Origin of the sequence: Rhodococcus spelaei, assembly GCF_006704125.1 — a bacterium.
Classification (GTDB): Bacteria; Actinomycetota; Actinomycetes; order Mycobacteriales; family Mycobacteriaceae; genus Rhodococcus_G; species Rhodococcus_G spelaei.
Genome location: NZ_VIGH01000004.1, coordinates 395519 through 411919 on the forward strand (window position 1 = coordinate 395519; position 16401 = coordinate 411919).

General features: G+C 69.3%; 20 protein-coding genes. 11 read left to right on the top strand and 9 right to left on the bottom strand.

All coding sequences use genetic code 11. From position 1 onward, the window contains the following. The first annotated feature begins 49 nt into the window (after positions 1-49). On the top strand, positions 50-1087 hold the full coding sequence (gene fbaA, locus FK531_RS11205) for a class II fructose-bisphosphate aldolase (protein WP_142099220.1): 1038 nt from the start codon (positions 50-52) through the stop codon (positions 1085-1087). Between the two features lie 131 nt (positions 1088-1218). Here fbaA and FK531_RS11210 read toward each other — a convergent pair whose 3' ends face one another. Then, positions 1219-1821, bottom strand: coding sequence for an Rv0361 family membrane protein (locus FK531_RS11210; RefSeq protein ID WP_142099222.1), 603 nt, complete (start codon positions 1819-1821; stop codon positions 1219-1221). 99 nt (positions 1822-1920) lie between these two features. Here FK531_RS11210 and FK531_RS11215 point away from each other — a divergent pair, with 99 nt between their 5' ends. Together FK531_RS11215 and FK531_RS11220 are read left to right on the top strand one after the other, a co-directional pair. Next, positions 1921-2337, top strand: a complete 417-nt coding sequence (locus tag FK531_RS11215; RefSeq protein ID WP_142099224.1) for a DUF3151 domain-containing protein — start codon at positions 1921-1923, stop codon at positions 2335-2337. After that, on the top strand, positions 2324-3469 hold the full coding sequence (locus tag FK531_RS11220) for an FUSC family protein (RefSeq protein ID WP_246098101.1): 1146 nt from the start codon (positions 2324-2326) through the stop codon (positions 3467-3469). Before FK531_RS11215 ends, FK531_RS11220 begins: the two co-directional genes overlap by 14 nt. Before the next feature lie 117 nt (positions 3470-3586). On the opposite strand, the gene FK531_RS11225 is transcribed toward FK531_RS11220, so the two are convergent. Next, positions 3587-3835, bottom strand: coding sequence for a hypothetical protein (locus FK531_RS11225; protein ID WP_181762910.1), 249 nt, complete (start codon positions 3833-3835; stop codon positions 3587-3589). 135 nt (positions 3836-3970) lie between these two features. Here FK531_RS11225 and FK531_RS11230 point away from each other — a divergent pair, with 135 nt between their 5' ends. Next, on the top strand, positions 3971-4888 hold the full coding sequence (locus FK531_RS11230) for a cation diffusion facilitator family transporter (RefSeq protein WP_142099228.1): 918 nt from the start codon (positions 3971-3973) through the stop codon (positions 4886-4888). A gap of 54 nt (positions 4889-4942) precedes the next feature. Here FK531_RS11230 and FK531_RS11235 read toward each other — a convergent pair whose 3' ends face one another. Further along, on the bottom strand, positions 4943-5317 hold the full coding sequence (locus tag FK531_RS11235) for a VOC family protein (protein ID WP_142099230.1): 375 nt from the start codon (positions 5315-5317) through the stop codon (positions 4943-4945). Positions 5318-5548: 231 nt separating this feature from the next. After that, positions 5549-6010, bottom strand: coding sequence for a pyridoxamine 5'-phosphate oxidase family protein (locus FK531_RS11240; RefSeq protein ID WP_142099232.1), 462 nt, complete (start codon positions 6008-6010; stop codon positions 5549-5551). Between the two features lie 63 nt (positions 6011-6073). Between FK531_RS11240 and FK531_RS11245 the strand changes: the two genes are divergently transcribed. Beyond that, positions 6074-7090, top strand: coding sequence for a helix-turn-helix transcriptional regulator (locus FK531_RS11245; protein WP_142099234.1), 1017 nt, complete (start codon positions 6074-6076; stop codon positions 7088-7090). A gap of 105 nt (positions 7091-7195) precedes the next feature. Here the strand turns inward: FK531_RS11245 and FK531_RS11250 are convergent, their stop codons facing one another. Continuing rightward, entirely contained in the window at positions 7196-8158 is a 963-nt protein-coding gene (locus FK531_RS11250; protein ID WP_142099236.1) for a DUF389 domain-containing protein, read from the bottom strand. A 98-nt stretch (positions 8159-8256) separates the two neighbouring features. On the opposite strand from FK531_RS11250, the gene FK531_RS11255 reads away from it, so the two are divergent. Then, on the top strand, positions 8257-9171 hold the full coding sequence (locus FK531_RS11255; RefSeq protein ID WP_142099238.1) for an aminotransferase class IV: 915 nt from the start codon (positions 8257-8259) through the stop codon (positions 9169-9171). Positions 9172-9223: 52 nt separating this feature from the next. On the opposite strand, the gene FK531_RS11260 is transcribed toward FK531_RS11255, so the two are convergent. Together FK531_RS11260 and FK531_RS11265 are read right to left on the bottom strand one after the other, a co-directional pair. After that, positions 9224-10006: a site-2 protease family protein gene (locus FK531_RS11260; protein ID WP_142099240.1), complete on the bottom strand. Its 783-nt coding sequence runs from the start codon at positions 10004-10006 to the stop codon at positions 9224-9226. A gap of 36 nt (positions 10007-10042) precedes the next feature. Then, a complete protein-coding gene (locus tag FK531_RS11265; RefSeq protein WP_246098118.1) occupies positions 10043-10708 on the bottom strand; it encodes a hypothetical protein in 666 nt (221 codons plus the stop codon). A gap of 274 nt (positions 10709-10982) precedes the next feature. On the opposite strand from FK531_RS11265, the gene FK531_RS11270 reads away from it, so the two are divergent. The 5 genes from FK531_RS11270 (at position 10983) to FK531_RS11290 (ending at position 15462) form a co-directional block, all read left to right on the top strand. Further along, the gene (locus FK531_RS11270) at positions 10983-11414 is read left to right on the top strand and encodes a hypothetical protein (protein WP_142099242.1); all 432 of its coding nucleotides are present in this window, start codon (positions 10983-10985) and stop codon (positions 11412-11414) included. 251 nt (positions 11415-11665) lie between these two features. Beyond that, positions 11666-11977, top strand: coding sequence for a hypothetical protein (locus FK531_RS11275; protein WP_142099244.1), 312 nt, complete (start codon positions 11666-11668; stop codon positions 11975-11977). A 151-nt stretch (positions 11978-12128) separates the two neighbouring features. Then, the gene (locus tag FK531_RS11280) at positions 12129-13418 is read left to right on the top strand and encodes an adenylosuccinate synthase (RefSeq protein WP_142099246.1); all 1290 of its coding nucleotides are present in this window, start codon (positions 12129-12131) and stop codon (positions 13416-13418) included. Between the two features lie 128 nt (positions 13419-13546). After that, positions 13547-14587, top strand: coding sequence for a lytic transglycosylase (locus FK531_RS11285; RefSeq protein WP_142099248.1), 1041 nt, complete (start codon positions 13547-13549; stop codon positions 14585-14587). A 263-nt stretch (positions 14588-14850) separates the two neighbouring features. Next, on the top strand, positions 14851-15462 hold the full coding sequence (locus FK531_RS11290) for a LysM peptidoglycan-binding domain-containing protein (RefSeq protein ID WP_181762911.1): 612 nt from the start codon (positions 14851-14853) through the stop codon (positions 15460-15462). Between the two features lie 48 nt (positions 15463-15510). Here the strand turns inward: FK531_RS11290 and FK531_RS11295 are convergent, their stop codons facing one another. After that, on the bottom strand, positions 15511-16050 hold the full coding sequence (locus FK531_RS11295; protein WP_142099252.1) for a methylated-DNA--[protein]-cysteine S-methyltransferase: 540 nt from the start codon (positions 16048-16050) through the stop codon (positions 15511-15513). Positions 16051-16144: 94 nt separating this feature from the next. Then, entirely contained in the window at positions 16145-16378 is a 234-nt protein-coding gene (locus tag FK531_RS11300; RefSeq protein ID WP_142099254.1) for a hypothetical protein, read from the bottom strand. Positions 16379-16401: the final 23 nt, after the last annotated feature.

Below are 16401 nucleotides of genomic sequence, written 5' to 3' on the forward strand. Positions count from 1 at the left end.
ACCCGATCGGTAAGCGCCCACACCACTCGTCTTATGGAGGACAGCCGCCGTGCCTATCGCAACTCCCGAGGTCTACGCCGAGATGCTCGGCCGGGCCAAGGAGCACTCCTTCGCCTTCCCCGCCATCAACTGCACCTCCTCGGAGACCGTCAACGCGGCCATCAAGGGCTTCGCTGACGCAGGCAGCGACGGCATCATCCAGTTCTCGACCGGCGGCGCGGAGTTCGGCTCCGGCCTCGGCGTCAAGGACATGGTCACCGGTGCGGTCGCCCTCGCCGAGTTCGCGCACGTCATCGCCGCGAAGTACGACGTGACCATCGCACTGCACACCGATCACTGCCCCAAGGACAAGCTGGACGGCTTCGTCCGCCCGCTGCTGGCCATCTCGCAGGAGCGCGTCAATGCCGGCCGGAATCCGCTGTTCCAGTCGCACATGTGGGACGGCTCCGCCATCCCGATCGACGAGAACCTGGAGATCGCCAAGGAGCTGCTCAAGCTCTCGGCGGCCGCGAACATCATCCTCGAGGTGGAGATCGGCGTCGTCGGTGGCGAGGAGGACGGCGTCGAGGCCGAGATCAACGACAAGCTGTACACCTCGTCCGAGGACTTCGAGAAGACTGTCGACGCGCTCGGCGTCGGCGAGAACGGCAGGTACCTGCTGGCAGCGACCTTCGGCAACGTGCACGGCGTGTACAAGCCGGGCAACGTCAAGCTCAAGCCCGCCGTGCTCGAGGAGGGCCAGAAGGTCGCCGCCGCGAAGCTCGGCCTGGCCGCCGGCTCGCAGCCGTTCGACTTCGTCTTCCACGGCGGCTCGGGCTCGCTCAAGTCCGAGATCGAGGATTCGCTCAACTTCGGCGTCGTCAAGATGAACGTCGACACCGACACCCAGTACGCATTCACCCGCCCGATCGCCGGACACCTGTTCTCCAACTACGACGGCGTCCTCAAGATCGACGGCGAGGTCGGCAACAAGAAGGTGTACGACCCGCGCAGCTACCTCAAGAAGGCCGAGGCCGGCATGACCGCCCGCGTCATCGAGGCCTGCAACGACCTCAAGTCCGCCGGACGTTCGGTCTCCGGCAGCTAGCTTCTCCCGCCGAAAGTGCAGTTGCCGTCGCGGTCACTCGACCGATGCGACGGCAACTGCACTTTCGTGTTTGTACCGCCGGTCGCGCTGTCCCTCTGGACGTCTTGCGGCCGGGGTCCTGACACCCGAGGTCAGCTGCAGACCTTCCAGCTGCCGTCCTGGCGCTGCAGTGTGAACGAGCGGGCCGAGCTGTCGGCGGGGGCGGCGGCGGTGTGCACGGTCACTTGCGCGATCGCGTTGACGTCGTCGGTGATCGAGACCGCGTCGACCTTCTCGACCACCGGAATCGACTGCTGCGCGAGCGCCGAGCGGTACACGTCGGTGAACTGGGCGTCCGGGATCTGTCGGTAGTAGTCGCCGAGCTGGCCGCAGGAGGTGGCACGCAACGTCGGCAGGTCTCCTGCCGCGATGGCGCCGACGAAGGTGGTGATCGTGGACTCGACCTGCGCCTGCGGGCTGGTCGACCCGTCGCCGCGGCCGGTCACGAAGTACGCCACCCCGGCCGCGACGAGCGCCACGACGACGACGGCCGCCGCGGCCAGGGGCCAGCGACTGCGCCGGGCGGTCTCCGGGGCCGGGATCTTGGCGGGGGCCGCCGCGGGGGCGGACGCCGCGGCGGGAGGGGGTAGTCCGGGACCCACCCTGGCCGGCGTCGCGCGGGCGACGTGCGGCACGACGGCGGTGACGGCGTCGTCCGGCGCGGCGGAGGTGGTGGGGTCCTTGGCGTCCGGCACGTGCGCCCCCTCGTTGCTCGACCGGTGTCACGGCGACACCGGAGGTCGTGGCTGTGGGCAGCCTATCGAGCCGGGGGCCTTCGGGGCACAATGGTGGCCATGACTTCTTTCGGCGATCTGCTCGGCCCTCAGCCCACTCTGCTCCCCGGAGACGAGGACGCCGAGTCCGATCTCCTCAACCATGTCGACCCCAAGCAGGTCGCGGCCGACCACCCGACCGCCTCCATCGCCTGGGCGTACCTGGCCGAGGCGGCGCTCGCCGAGGGCGAGACGATCACCGCGTACGCCTACGCCCGCACCGGCTACCACCGTGGCCTGGACCAGTTGCGCCGCAACGGCTGGAAGGGCTTCGGTCCGGTCCCCTACAGCCACGAGCAGAACCGCGGATTCCTGCGCTGCGTCGCCGCACTGTCGCAGGCGGCCAAGGGGATCGGCGAGTCCGACGAGCATGCCCGCTGCCTGGACCTGCTGGAGGACTGCGATCCCCGAGCCGCCGAAGCACTTGGCGTCGAATAGATTCCGCAAGTTCAACCTCGACCGTGGCCGGGAACGCCTCCGGGCCTCGGTCACTCGGCTACGTGCGTCCGCGTTCCCGGTCCTGCAGTGCGCGCTGGCGGCCGGGTTGGCGTGGTGGATCGCCAACGACCTGATCCACCACCCGAATCCGTTCTTCGCGCCGATCGCGGCGGTGGTGTCGCTGGGGCTCTCGCTCGGCGCGCGGGTGCGTCGGTCGTTCGAGCTGATCGCCGGCGTCACCGTCGGCATCGGCGTCGGGGACCTGCTGATCTCCTTCATCGGCACCGGTGCCTGGCAGATCGTGCTCGTGGTGGCGCTCGCGATGTCCACCGCGATCTTCCTCGACGGTGGTCCGATCATCGCGATGCAGGCGGGCACCTCCGGGGTGCTGGTATCAACGCTGATCCCGCCGAGCGCGGGCGGCGGGCCGGACCGGATGATCGACGCGTTGATCGGCGGGCTCGTCTGCCTGCTGGTCATCGCGTTCGTCCCGACCCACCCGGTGCTGCGGGCGCGGCAGAGCGCCGCGGGCATTCTCGGCACCGCGGCCGAGGTGCTCCAGTTGGTGGCCGACGGTCTGGTCGCCAACGACCCGGAGCCCATCGTGACGGCGCTGCACAAGGCCCGCGACACACAGGCCGCGATCGACGGGCTCCGGTCGAGCCTGACCGGCGGCCGGGAGATCAGCCGACTCTCGCCGCTGTACTGGAACTCGCGCGACCGGCTCGAGCGACTCAGTCGCGCGGCGGACCCGATCGACAACGCGCTGCGCAACATTCGGGTGCTGGCACGGCGGTCGCTGTCGCTGGTGCGCGACGACGAGATCCTGGACCCGCGCCTGGTGGACGAGGTGGAGAAACTCGCACACGCGGTGGAGGTGCTGCGCCGGATGGTCCTCGCCGATCCCGGTCAGCAGCCGGACCGGGCCGAAGCAGCTCGCGTGTTGCGGTCGGTGGCGGCCGGCGCCAAGGCTGAGCTCGTGCAGAACGCGGGCATCTCGGCGACCGTGGTGTTCGCCCAGATCCGGTCACTGATCGTGGACCTGCTGCAGGTCGCGGGGCTGTCGCGGATCTCGGCGATCGCGACGCTCCCGCCGACCGTGCCGAAGCCCGCCTACCCGCCGGACCTGTAGGCGCTGCGCGCCCGTGAGTCCTTCTGGCCCCCATGCGGGCCGGAAGGACTCACGGCTGGGTCAGTCGAGGGCGGCGAAGGCGGCCGCGACGACCTGCGCGCCGCGCCAGCCGTCGGTCTACGAGACGGTCGCGTCGACGGGCGGGTTGCCGAACGTCTTGACGAGGATCGAGTCCGGGTCCAGGGACGCGAAGTCGATCGGAAGTGGCGGTGGAGGAACGACGTTCGCGACCCGTCCGTAGTCGGCGCGGTCGACGTACCGGAAGTCGGCGCCGAGCGGGCCGGTGATCTCCCCGGCGACGAACTGCTGGAGGCTGCGGCTCCCGTCGGTCGGGCGACGCTGCCGCTTGGCTGAAGTTGAGCTCAAGTGTAGGTCTGGGTTCGCGTGGGTGTGGGGTGTTCGTGAGTCCGAGTGCGGCGGCTGAGGGTTTCAATACATGCGAATATATGCATATGATGGCCGCGAGGTCGGCGCGGTGCCGAACCGGTAAGGGGAGCGGACATGGGAGTCGGCCACGGCCACGGCACGACCGGAACGGGCACAGTGGGGCCGTCGTCGGCGCGGATCCGGCGCATGCTGATCGCGCTCGGGATCCTGCTCGCGTTCCTCGCGCTCGAGGTGGCCGTCGGCCTCGCGATCAACTCCCTCTCGCTGCTCGCCGACGCCGGTCACATGCTCACCGACGTGGTCGGCATGTCGATGGGGCTGGTCGCGCTGCTGCTGGCCAGGCAGGGTTCGAAGGCCGCGGCGCGGACGTTCGGCTGGCACCGCGCCGAGGTGCTCACCGCGATGGCCAACGCGGTGCTGCTGCTGGCCGTGGCCGCCTGGGTGATGTACGAGGCGATCGGTCGCATCGGCGACGCACCCGAGATCCCCGGCCTGCCGCTGATGTTGACCGCAGCCGCCGGTCTCGCAGCGAACCTGGTGGTCATGCTGCTGCTGCGCGCGGACGCCAAGGACTCCATCGCCGTGCGCGGCGCCTACCTGGAGGTCCTCGCCGACGCCGTCGGCAGCGTCGGTGTGCTCATCGCGGGCGCGGTCGTGTTGCTCTTCAACTGGACCTACGCGGACATCGTTGTCGGCGTGGCGATCTCGCTGTGGGTGGTGCCGCGCGCCCTCAAACTGGCGGGGGCGGCGCTGCGCATCCTCACCCAGGCCTCGCCCGCGAACGTCGACGTCGACGTCGTCCGGGCGGACCTGCTCGCGCTGCCCGGGGTGTCCGACGTGCACGACCTGCACGTGTGGACGCTGACCACCGGTATGGACGTCGCCACCGTGCACCTGACCACCGAGGTGGACGGTCAGGCGGTGCTCGGCGCGGCCAAGGCCGTGCTCGACGGGCACGGCCTCAGCCACGCGACCGTGCAGGTCGAGTCCGGTGCGGAGGGCTCACACTGTCAGGAGAACCTCACCTGGTAGAGCCCCGCGGGTCAGTCGTCCTGCGGTGATCCGCCGGGGGCAGCGCCGGCAGGCCTACAGATACGGCCGCGTGATCACTTCGATCGCGTGACCGGCTGGGGCCTTGAAGTACACGCCCCGCCCGCCGTGCTCGGTGTTCGTTTCGCCCGGCCGTGTCATCTGTGGATCAGCCCAGAACTCGATTCCTCGCCCCCGCAGCCGTACGTGAGTCCGGTCGAACTGTGCGTCGTCGACGAGGAATGCGTAGTGCTGCATCTGGATCTCGAACGGCGGCTCGGCGAACTGGAGGAGGGCGTCGCCGTCGAGGCGAACATTGGTGAAGATGCCCCACGCCGGCGCCGCCTGCAGATCGAGCAGTTCACGGAAGAACGTTGCCGATTCGTTGCGATCGGTTGCGGGGATGATCGTGTGATTGAACGTCGCTGACATCGCTGTCGTGCCTTTCGGTTGTGTGGCAACCGAAGGGCTGGATCGGCGCGCGTCGACACCCGGGAGATGAGCTGCCGCACCCTGTGCACACATGGAAGATCAGAACCTCGAAGGCAGGTGTGCAATGCACGGAAAGACACTCAGTCGTCGAGTGACTCGAGCGTGAAAGCCAGTACCTCCGGGTAGGCCCATCTGGGGCGCGATCCGAATGTAGCAGAAGCACACCGGGACTCACCTGGTGAAGCGCTCGACCGCCCGCCCCGGGCGCCACAGGTCGACGTGGAGCTTGTCCTCGCTCACCGTGGTGAGGGCGACCTCGGCGAGGTCCAGTTCGAAGACCTCGGCGTCGCGGACCTCCTCGGGGTAGTGCGCGATCACCGGGGCCAGTTCGTCGCCCGCCAGTTGTCGTGCGCGGCCGGCAAGTTTGGCGTCGCCGCCGTCCATCGTGTGGTGTCCAGGGTTCGAGTGCAGGGCGAAGCGCGGATCACGTTGCAGGTCGAGGACTTTGCGCGCACCGGGCATCGAGCCGAGTAGGAGCACTCCCTCGTAGATCTCCACCTCGGTGCCGCTCACCCGCGGTGAGCCGTCCGCTCGCAGGGTCGCGAGTACGTGGTGCTTGTGCGCGGTCAGTCGGGCTTCGACGGCCGCGGCCAGGGTCGGGGCCTCGTCGGTGAACTGCTGCCAGGTGGTCATGTCGACCAGTGTGCGCGCCTATCCCTGACATCTCCTGTCAGGGAATTCTCGTAGGCTCGTTGTGTGCGCTCCAGTCGATTGCTCGACCTCATGCTTCGGCTGCAGGGCGGCCCCGGCGCCACCGCGGACCGTCTGGCCGCGCAGCTCGGCGTGTCGGTGCGCACCGTGTACCGCGACGTCGCGGCGCTGCAGGCCGCCGGGGTGCCGCTGTACACCGAGAGTGGTCCCGGCGGTGGCATCCGCTTGCTCGACGGCTGGCAGTCCAAGCTCAGCGGTATGACCGGGACCGAGACGTCGGCCCTGATGCTGCTCGGTGTGCCCGGGCTCGCCGAGCAGTTGGGCCTCGGCGACCAGACCGCGGCCGCGGAGGCCAAACTCCTCGGCGCCATGCCGCTTCCGTTGCGTGCGGGTGCGCAGCTGTGGCGCAGTCGGCTGCACGTCGACGCGCCGGGCTGGTTCGCGCGCCCCACGCAGGACCCGCATCTCGCCGAGGTGGCCCGGGCGGTGCTCGGTGACCGGCGGTTGCGGATCGGCTACCGCCGCGGCGCGCGTGCGACCGCCCGCACGCTCGACCCACTCGGTCTGGTCGCCAAGGCCGGCGTCTGGTATCTCGTTGCCGCGCACCGGGGCTCGGTCCTGTCCTTCCGCGTCTCCCGCATCCACAGGGCGGAGATCCTCGACGCGACCGCGCGGCGGCCCGAGGACTTCGACCTCGCGGCCTGGTGGGCGGAGTCTGCGGCAGTGTTCGACCGGTCGCTGCTGAGGTACCCGTGCCGGCTGCGGCTCGCGCCCGCAGCCCGGCGGGCGTTGCCCGCGGTCGTCGGGACCGAGGCCGCGCGCGTGACGCCCGGCCCCGCCGACGCCGAAGGTTGGGTCGAGGTGGATCTGATGCTGGAGTCGGAAGAGGTTGCGCTGCACCAGCTGACGGCGCTCGGTGGGGGAGTCGAGGTGCTGGCACCGAAGTCTCTGCGTGCCGGACTTCACGCGGTGGGGCGGGAGATTGCCCGGCGAAACTCCGCGATCACGCAACGGGACGGCTGCCGGGCCCGCAGCGCGGAAGGTGACGGAGTGCGTGCATGATCGCGGCGTGGAGGTGACGGGCACTCGGGTTCGACTGGCAGATGAAGACTTCCGAGCGGTTGTTCAGCGCGGCGGGCGCGCCCGTACGCCGAGGTGGCCTGGGCGTCAGAGCATGCGTCGAACCCTGTCCAGCGCTCGGGCCCGGCGCACCGACACCCGCGACCACACCGCCTGCTGGAACGCCAATGTCGCCCACCCGGCCAGCGCCATGCCGAACAGGTTCAGCAGCAACTGCAGGGTGCTGCCCCAGACCGCGCTACCGACCCCGAACACGATCCCGAGCGCGATGTTGCCGGCGGCGGGCACCGTGGTCACGGAGATGAACACCCCCGACAGGCCACCGAGTTTCGACGAGGTCAGCGACAAGACTCCCGCGGCGGCGGCGATCACGGCGACGATGAACGACCACTTGTCGGGGGTGTAGATGAAGGCGGTTCCCGGGCGCGGCCCGGTCACGTCGTCGATCGTCACCCAGCCCAGCCCCCGGCCGGCCAGTGCAGCCACAGCGGTGACGGCGATCGCGGCCGTGAAACCGACGACCAGGGTGCGGATCGCGAGCCGCAGCAGCACGAATCGGCGACGCACCAGCGCGACGCCCAGCGCGGCGATCGCGCCGAACTCGGGACCGAGGACCATCGCGCCGATGGTGAGGATCTGGGAGTCGGTGACGATGGCGATCCCGGCGAGCAGCGTTGCCATGGTCATGAAACTGAGGTAGGTCCAGTTGAGTTCGGTGTCCTCGTACGAGCGCTGCGCGACCTCGGCCCACACGACCGTGTCCGCGCTGCTGCCCGGGGTGCGCAGTTCGGCCTCGAACCCACTGCGCGAGAGCCACGCGTGCACCGGTTCGATCTCGATGGTGCCCCGGTGGTGCAGGTCGGTCGCGCGGAGCCGTTCGATGACGTCGTTCGCGGCCTCCCTGGCGACGTCGGCTTGGACGAGGTCGCCTGGAGGACGCAGCACCGACCCCCGCAGTACGACCAGGCCACTGACCCCCGGTTCCTCCTCGAGGATGCGTATCGCGCCGTCGGTGAGGTCCGTCGGCGCCAGAATCCGCAGATGCAGCATCCGCCCAGTGTGCCGTGGCAGCGGCGGGTGCTGCGGGAAGCGCCACCGAGACACAAATCGCTTTCCGGCGGGCGGCGCGGTCGATAGCATTCCCGGCCATGGCCAACCCGCATCCCCACGTGTACTTCGGTGACCGGATCGTCGACGCGCGCGAGGCGACCCTCGGGGTCGCGACCTCCGCGGTGCTCTACGGGCTGAGCGTGTACACGGTGTTCCCGGTGCACGTCGACGGCGACCGGCGTACCGCCTTCCGGCTCGAGGACCACTTCCAGCGGATGGTCGAGTCCTGCAAGATCATCGGGATGGACCGATTCGCCGAGGAGTGGGACTTCGACCGGTTCGTCTCGGTGGCAACCGAACTCGTCGCCGCCAACGCGCCGACCGGGGACGTGTTCGTACGCGCCACCGTGCACGTGGACGAGTCGATCGCCGGAACCCGGGTGCGGGGCTGCCACACCACCGTCAGCATGTTCGTCTACGACGCGGTGCCGATCGTCCCGCAGGACGGCATGCGGCTCAAGACGAGCACGTGGCGTCGAATCCCCGACAACGCGATTCCGTCGCGGGCCAAGGTCAACGGTGCGTACGTGAATTCGGTACTCGCGAAGCAGGACGCCATCGACGCCGGCTACGACGACGCGATCTTCCTCGACAGCAACGGCCACGTCTGCGAACTCAGCGCGGCGAACATCTTCCTGGTCCGAGGGGGCACGCTGATCACGCCGGACGTCTCGTGCGACCTCCTCGACGGCATCAACCGGCGCACCCTGTTGACCCTGGCCGCCGAGGACGGCATCCCGGTGGTCGAGCGGACCGTCGACCTGACCGAGTTGTACATCGCCGACGAGGTTTTCGTCACCGGCACCTCTGCCGGGGTCGCGCCGGTCACCGAGGTGGACGGCCGCCTGGTCGCCGGCGGCATTCCGGGTCCGGTGGGGCAGGCTCTGCGCAAACGGCATTTCGCCGCGCAACGCAACGATGTGCTGCACGGCTGGGTGACCGAACTGGTCTGAGTCTCAGGGGCGCGGTGGGAGTGCAGGTTTCATGGGTACCGGTCGGTTCGGACTAGAGCCAGAACCGCATCAGGTAGTTGCCGTACTGTGCCCAGATCTCCGGCACCCCGGACAACCCGAACAGCCCGTAGACGGCGTCGAAGAAGACCCGGTTGATCGAGGGTACGAACAGCAGCGCGATCAGGAACAGCATGCCGAGGCCCTTGTACTGGTCGAGGGCGCGGCGGGTCTTCGGCGACAGCGACGGTTCGAGTGCGGCGTAGCCGTCCAGTCCCGGCACCGGGATCAGGTTCAGGACTGTCGCCATCACCTGGAGGAAGGCGAGGAAGCTCAGGCCGTACCAGAACACCGGGTGCGTCGCGGCATCGCCGAACACCCGGATCGTCACCAGCAGTACGACCGCCGCGACGGCGTTCACCGCGGGACCGGCCAGCGAGATCCGGCGTGCCGCCCGCGCGGGCAGCAGGTCGGTCCGCAGGTACACCGCACCGCCGGGCAGGCCGATGCCGCCGAGCGCGATGAACAGCACCGGCAGGCCGATCGACAACAGGGGGTGGCTGTACTTCAGCGGGTTGAGGGTGAGATAGCCGCGGGCCGCGACCTCGTCGTCGCCGTACCGCCACGCGGTGAAGGCGTGCCCGAACTCGTGCAGGCACACCGTGACGATCCAGCCCGCGACGACGAGTAGGAACACCCCGACCGTCCCGCCCGTCGACCGCGGGGCAGACTGCCAGGCCAGCACCCCGCCGAGAACCGCGACGGCGAGCACCCCGAAGAACACCGGGCTCGGTCGTACCGCGGCCCGACGGGTCCGGGCACCGGGGAGGAAGGTCATGGTTCCAGTATCACCGAGCGCGGCAGGTCGCGGTGGTCAGCGGACCAGCAGCCACTGCCGGGTGTCCCGGTAGAAGCTCGACCGTTTGACCGCGCGGCTCGTGATGACGCCGTCCCGAGTCACCACCGCGCCCACCGATCCCAGTTGCATGGCGCGCCCCGGCGTCCACCGGCTCGGCCGCAGGCCCCAGCCGCGGGCCGCGGTCGCGCGCAGTCCCGGCTGTTCGAGGATCGGCGCAATCCGAAGCGACCGGACGGTGCCGGAGAACAACCGGGTGGAGTCGACGTAGGCCTCGCCGACCAGGTCGCCGCCGTCGGGTCCGGTGACGGTGGCCTCGGCGACCAGGGCGGTGCCCGCGTCGTCGCGAATCAGCGGCAGCTCGTCGGGCCTGCCGTGCAGTGCCCGCTCGGCGGCGCGCTCGCCGACGGCGAGTCCGTACAGCCGGGTCGCGGCGGTCCGTGCGGCCGCGACGTACGCGAGCTCGACGTGTAGGCGCTCGGAGCGCATCAGCCGGGTCAGCGCGGCGGCCAGGGCACCGTCGTCGCCGACGACCACCAGTCGCTGTGGCTGCTCGGCGGACTCGTCGAGCCGGCGGAAGAGTTCGTCGAAGTCGGGTTTGGCGGGCACCGCGGGCGCGGTCACGGTGGGCAGCGACGCCAGCCGCGCGGGCACAGCAGCACCCCCGCAGGCGAGCACGATCATGGTCAAGGGTCCGCTCCGGATGTGTGTCGATTCGGGATGGTGGCTCCGCTGGCTCCGCTCCGGTGGGATGGTCGCTCCGCCGGCTCCGCTCCGGCGGTCCGGTTCGACGATACGGTCGATTACCGGTGTGTCGGAGACCGGACGGTCGTAATCTGGGAGGGCACCCTGCAGCTACCGGCCGGAGGCCATCATGCTGACAACGGAACGCCCACGCGCAGGTTCACCCACCTCCACGCGCATCACTCGATTCTGTCGGTCGGGTCTGACCTCGGTGGTGACCGAACTGCGGCGGGAGGGCGTGATCGAGGGGTCGACTGACCTCCGCGCCGCCCAGGACCTGCTCGAGCTCGGAATCGGCCACATGTCCACCCCGTCGGCGCGGCACGTGCATCCCTTCCAGGTGCCCCCGGTGTTCGGCGAACATCCCGTGCACGCGGACGTCGGCAGGTCGACGGCACACCCCGACCTGGTGACCTTCACCGCCGACCTGCCCGCGGACGCCCCGCACGGTCCGGTTCGGTTGGTGTGGTTCAACATGCGCTCGCTCGTCGGCGGATTCGAGACCGTGCAGCCACATCTGGTGGATGACGGCTCGTACCACGCGGAGGGCGAGGTACGGCCGGGGGTGGGTGTAGTGGTCGCGGGCTTCGTGCCCGCGGAACCCACCGGCGAGATCCGGCCTGGATTCGCACTGGTCGCGGAATGACCAGTCCAGGAACATGTTTGGCACACAGTCCGCCGTGAATATGGATGCGGATCGGACCCGGTTCGGGCCCCCGTTCGGAGCTGTCGCGGCCTAGACTGAAGGTAGCCGCAGCGTTCTCGCAACAGGCGCGCGGTGAGCGGAATGCACGCGCAGCGCCGTGCCCGTCGGGGATGGGCACACGGGTGAACCGGGCACGGAAGGCGTTCGTGTTACGGATGAGCTGAACTGAACGACGGGCTGGGGTGAATCCGATGACAACCGTGACGGTCACCGTGGTCAACGCAACCAACGAGGAGTTGTTGCTGGACCCGGTGGAATCCGTCGACCGTGGACAGCCGGGAGACCTGCCACAGCGGATCGGTCCGCACGCGATGCGCCAGTTCCACATGAACCGAGGGCTCAGCTACCTGCTCGGCGGGGACGCCGACCGGCCGATCTACTTGCAGGTGGACGGGGCCGTGTGGGGGCCGCCGACCTGCGTCATTCGGGCCGCTGCGGACGGGTCCGGTCTCGAGGTCCAGGTAAGCCCGGCGCCGTGGCTGCACGCGCACCGCGCGGCGTAGCGGGGGCGCCGCGCGACCGGTTTCGACGCGCTCGGTGGTGCGCCCACCAGTGCCGCGACGGCACTGGACTAAACTGTCGTCCCGGCCACTGTCCACGGACGGCTGGTCTCTGCGCTGAGATGCGCAGAAGTCTGTCGACCTAGGAGACGTCATGCCGGCAATCGTCCTCATCGGAGCCCAGTGGGGCGACGAGGGCAAGGGCAAAGCTACCGATCTACTGGGCGGAAGCCTCCAGTGGGTGGTGCGCTACCAGGGCGGTAACAACGCGGGTCACACCGTCGTCCTGCCGAACGGCGACAAGTTCGCGTTGCATCTGATTCCGTCGGGCATCCTCACCCCGGGCGTCACCAACGTGATCGGCAACGGCGTCGTGGTCGATCCCGGGGTGCTGCTGACCGAACTCGCCGGCCTCGAGGAGCGCGGCGTCGACACCAGTCGGCTGCTGCTCTCGGCCGATGCGCACCTGATCATGCCGTACCACGTGGCCATCGACAAGGTCACCGAACGGTTCCTCGGCGCCCGGAAGATCGGCACCACCGGCCGCGGGATCGGGCCCTGCTACCAGGACAAGATCGCCCGCGTGGGCGTGCGGGTGGCCGACGTGCTCGACGAGAAGATCCTGACCCAGAAGGTCGAGGCGGCCCTCGAGTTCAAGAACCAGGTGCTGGTCAAGATCTACAACCGCAAGGCGCTCGACGCGGCGCAGGTCGTCGAGGAAGTGCTCGAGCAGGCGGAGGGCTTCAAGCACCGCATCGCCGACACGCGACTCGAGCTGAACACGGCGCTCGAACGCGGCGAGACGGTCCTGCTCGAGGGTTCGCAGGGCACGCTGCTCGACGTCGACCACGGCACGTACCCGTACGTGACCTCGTCGAACCCCACCTCCGGTGGCGCGGCGGTCGGTTCGGGCATCGGTCCCACCAAGATCACCACGGTGCTGGGCATCCTCAAGGCCTACACCACCCGCGTCGGCTCGGGCCCGTTCCCGACCGAGCTGTTCGACAATCACGGCGAGTACCTCGCCAAGCAGGGCGGCGAGGTCGGCGTCACCACCGGACGCGCGCGGCGCACCGGCTGGTTCGACGCCGTGATCGCCCGCTACGCGACGCGGGTCAACGGCATCACCGACTACTTCCTGACGAAGCTCGACGTGCTGAGCAGTCTCGACACCGTGCCGATCTGCGTCGCGTACGAGGTCGACGGTGTGCGGTACGACGAAATGCCCATGTCGCAGACCGAGATTCACCATGCGAAGCCGATCTACGAGGAGATGCCGGGCTGGTGGGAGGACATCTCGCACGCCCGCACCTTCGAGGAACTGCCGGTCAACGCGCAGAACTACGTGCTGCGGCTCGAGGAACTCTCCGGCGCGTTCATCTCGTGCATCGGTGTGGGGCCGGGCCGGGACGAGACCATCGTCCGTCGGGACGTGCTGGCCTGATCTACGCCCTCACAGGACCCGCTCGGCGCCGCGCGCCGGGCGGGTCCTGTCGCACGTCGCGGTGAAACTCGCGGAACGCACTTCACATTGCGGGGGCGCCCAGCTATCGATGCGTTACTGTCCACGGCATGAAGCGAATTGGGTGCGTCGGCGTGCTCGCCGTTACGTTGGCCGTTGCGGGATGCTCGTCCGGCGCCGGTGACTCCACGGGGTCGGACTCCGCTGCTGGGTCGGGATCGTCGGCGGTGGTGTCGGCGTCGGAATCGCCCGCGACGACACCCGTCACGGCCCCCGCGCCGCTGATGAGTCAGGCGCCGGCCTCCGCCGACGCCAGCTACACCGTGGTGCCCGGCGACACTCTCTCCGGAATCGCGGCGCGGTTCGGTATCCCCATCGGTGCACTGCTCGAGCGCAACGGTCTCAACATGGACTCGGTGATCTTTCCCGGCCAGGTGCTGAACGTGTCGGGTATGCCGGCACCGGGTAACGGGGGTACTGCACCGACTCCCGGAACCAAGACGTATGTCGTTCAGCCGGGCGACGGCCTGTCGGATATCGCACTGCGGTTCGGTGGTGACATCGGGGAGATCATGCGGCTCAACGGTTTCGCGGTCACCGACGCGGTGATCCACCCGGGCGACGTGCTGATCGTGCCGGACAAGCCGGGTGTCGGCCCGTACTTCCCCGGTAACGGTGGTAATCCGCCCCCGCCGCCCGCCGGCACCAAGACGTACACCGTGCAGCCCGGCGGCTCGCTGTCCGATGTGGCGCTGCGGTTCGGTGGTGACGTCGGGGAGATCTTGCGGCTCAACGGTTTCAGCAGCGTCGACACCGTGATCTACCCGGGTCAGGTGCTGATCGTGCCGGACAAGCCGGGTGTCGGCCCGTACTTCCCGGGTAACGGTGGCAACCCGCCGCCGCCTGCACTCTCGGACACCAACTGCGGCAAGTTCAACATCGGCTCGACCCCGTTCAACCTGATCGCCGTGAGCACGCCGGCCGGACGGATCGGCTGCGGCGAGGCGTTCAACGTCATGGAGGGATTCGTTGCGACGCCGGGTGCGCCCGAGCAGCCCGCGAACATCCGGGGCTGGGACTGCCATCCGCGGGAGTACAACTTCCCGGAGTGCACCAAGGACGGGCTGCGGATGTACGGGACCCCGCAGTAACCGGGTCAAGGTCGCAGTGTGTCAACAGCGGCGGCGCCGTCACGGCGTCGCTGCTGTTGCGCGTTCTGAGCTTGACTCTGCGTAGGGTCTGCTGCATGCGCAGACGATTTGGCCTTGCCGGTGTCCTCGCGGTGACGATGACGCTCGCGTTGTCTGGTTGTTCATCGGATTCCGGGGATTCCGACGGGTCAGCGCCGCCGCCTCTTTCTGCCTCCGAGGCGCCCTCGGTGTCGCCCACGCCGCCGCTGACACCCTCCCCATCCGTGACTCCCACTCTGTCTGTGCCGAACCCCGGGGTATCCGGCAGTTACACGGTGGTGGCCGGCGACAGCCTGCCCGGCATCGCGCAGAAGTTCGGCATCCCGCTGGGCGTGCTGCTGCAGGCTAACGGGCTGAACGTGGACTCGGTGATCTTTCCGGGCCAGGTTCTCGATGTGTCCGGCATGCCGGGACCGGACCACGGCCACGCGCCCGGTACCAAGACGTACACCGTGCAGTCCGGCGACGGACTGTCCGACGTGGCGTTGCGTTTCGGTGGCGACGTCGGGGAGATCTTGCGGCTCAACGGTTTCCCGAGCGTCGACACCGTGATCTACCCGGGTCAGGTGCTGATCGTGCCGGACAAGCCGGGTGTCGGCCCGTATTTCCCGGGCAACAGCGTTAGCCCGCCCCCGCCGCCGGTGACCCCGCCCGGTACCAAGACGTACACAGTGCAGCCGGGCGGCTCGCTGTCCGACGTGGCGTTGCGTTTCGGTGGCGACGTCGGGGAGATCTTGCGGCTCAACGGTTTCCCGAGCGTCGACACGGTGATCTACCCGGGTCAGGTGCTGATCGTGCCGGACAAGCCGGGTGTCGGCCCGTACTTCCCGCGGTAGCGGCAACCGGCGGCGGCGCCTCATGGGCGTCGCCGCCGGTGGTGGCCACTAGAACAGCGTCGGGTCGTCGAACCCTGGCGTGTGCTCGAGTGCCAGCAGTGCTCGTTTGGTGACGGTGCCGCCGGACGCGGAGAACCCGCCCACCTTGCCGCCCGCGGCCAGGACCCGGTGGCACGGCACCAGGATCGGAATGGGGTTGCGCCCCAACGACTGTCCGACCGCCTGGGCTCCGTCGGGGCTGCCGATCAGTGCGGCCACCCGACCGTAGGTGAGCACCTCGCCGGGGTCGATGTCACGCGTCACGGCGTACACGCGGCGGTCGAACTCGGCCACGGCGCTCAGGTCGAGCGGTACGTCGGCGAGGTCGTCGGGCACGCCCGTGAGCAGTGCGGTGACGCCCTCGACGGCCCGTCGCGCCGCGGGGGAGGGCGCGCGGTCCTGCATGGTGGGATGCGCGTCGAGCAGTCGGGCCAGGGTCCGTTCGGCGGACACCTCGGGGAGCTGGAGTCCGACTACCCCGCGGTCGCTCCACGCGAGCGCGCACCGGCCGATCGCGGTGTCGAAGAGGGTGTAGCCGGGGGCGGTCACCGGGTCAGTATGCGCGCCCGTGCCGACAGTGCGGCGACGGGACGCGAGTGACAAGTCCAGTTGTCGTCAACTGGACTGGTTAATCGGGTGCGATTCAGTGGTGCGGGGCCGGCCTGACCGGCGGCACGACCTCGTGGCGGGACAGGGCGGCCTGCAGGTCGCGGTAGGCGCGGGTGGCGTCGTGCCCCTCTGGAAGCCTTCCGGCCAGCGACGAGGCGGGGCGGAACTGTTCCAGCCGGAACAGTCCGGAACCGCGGGCGCGGCGGACGAGCAGGTGACTCGCGACGGGGACGGTGAGGACGGCGAGGAAGACCAGGGCGGGCAGCATGTGCCCATCCTGCGACCAATTGG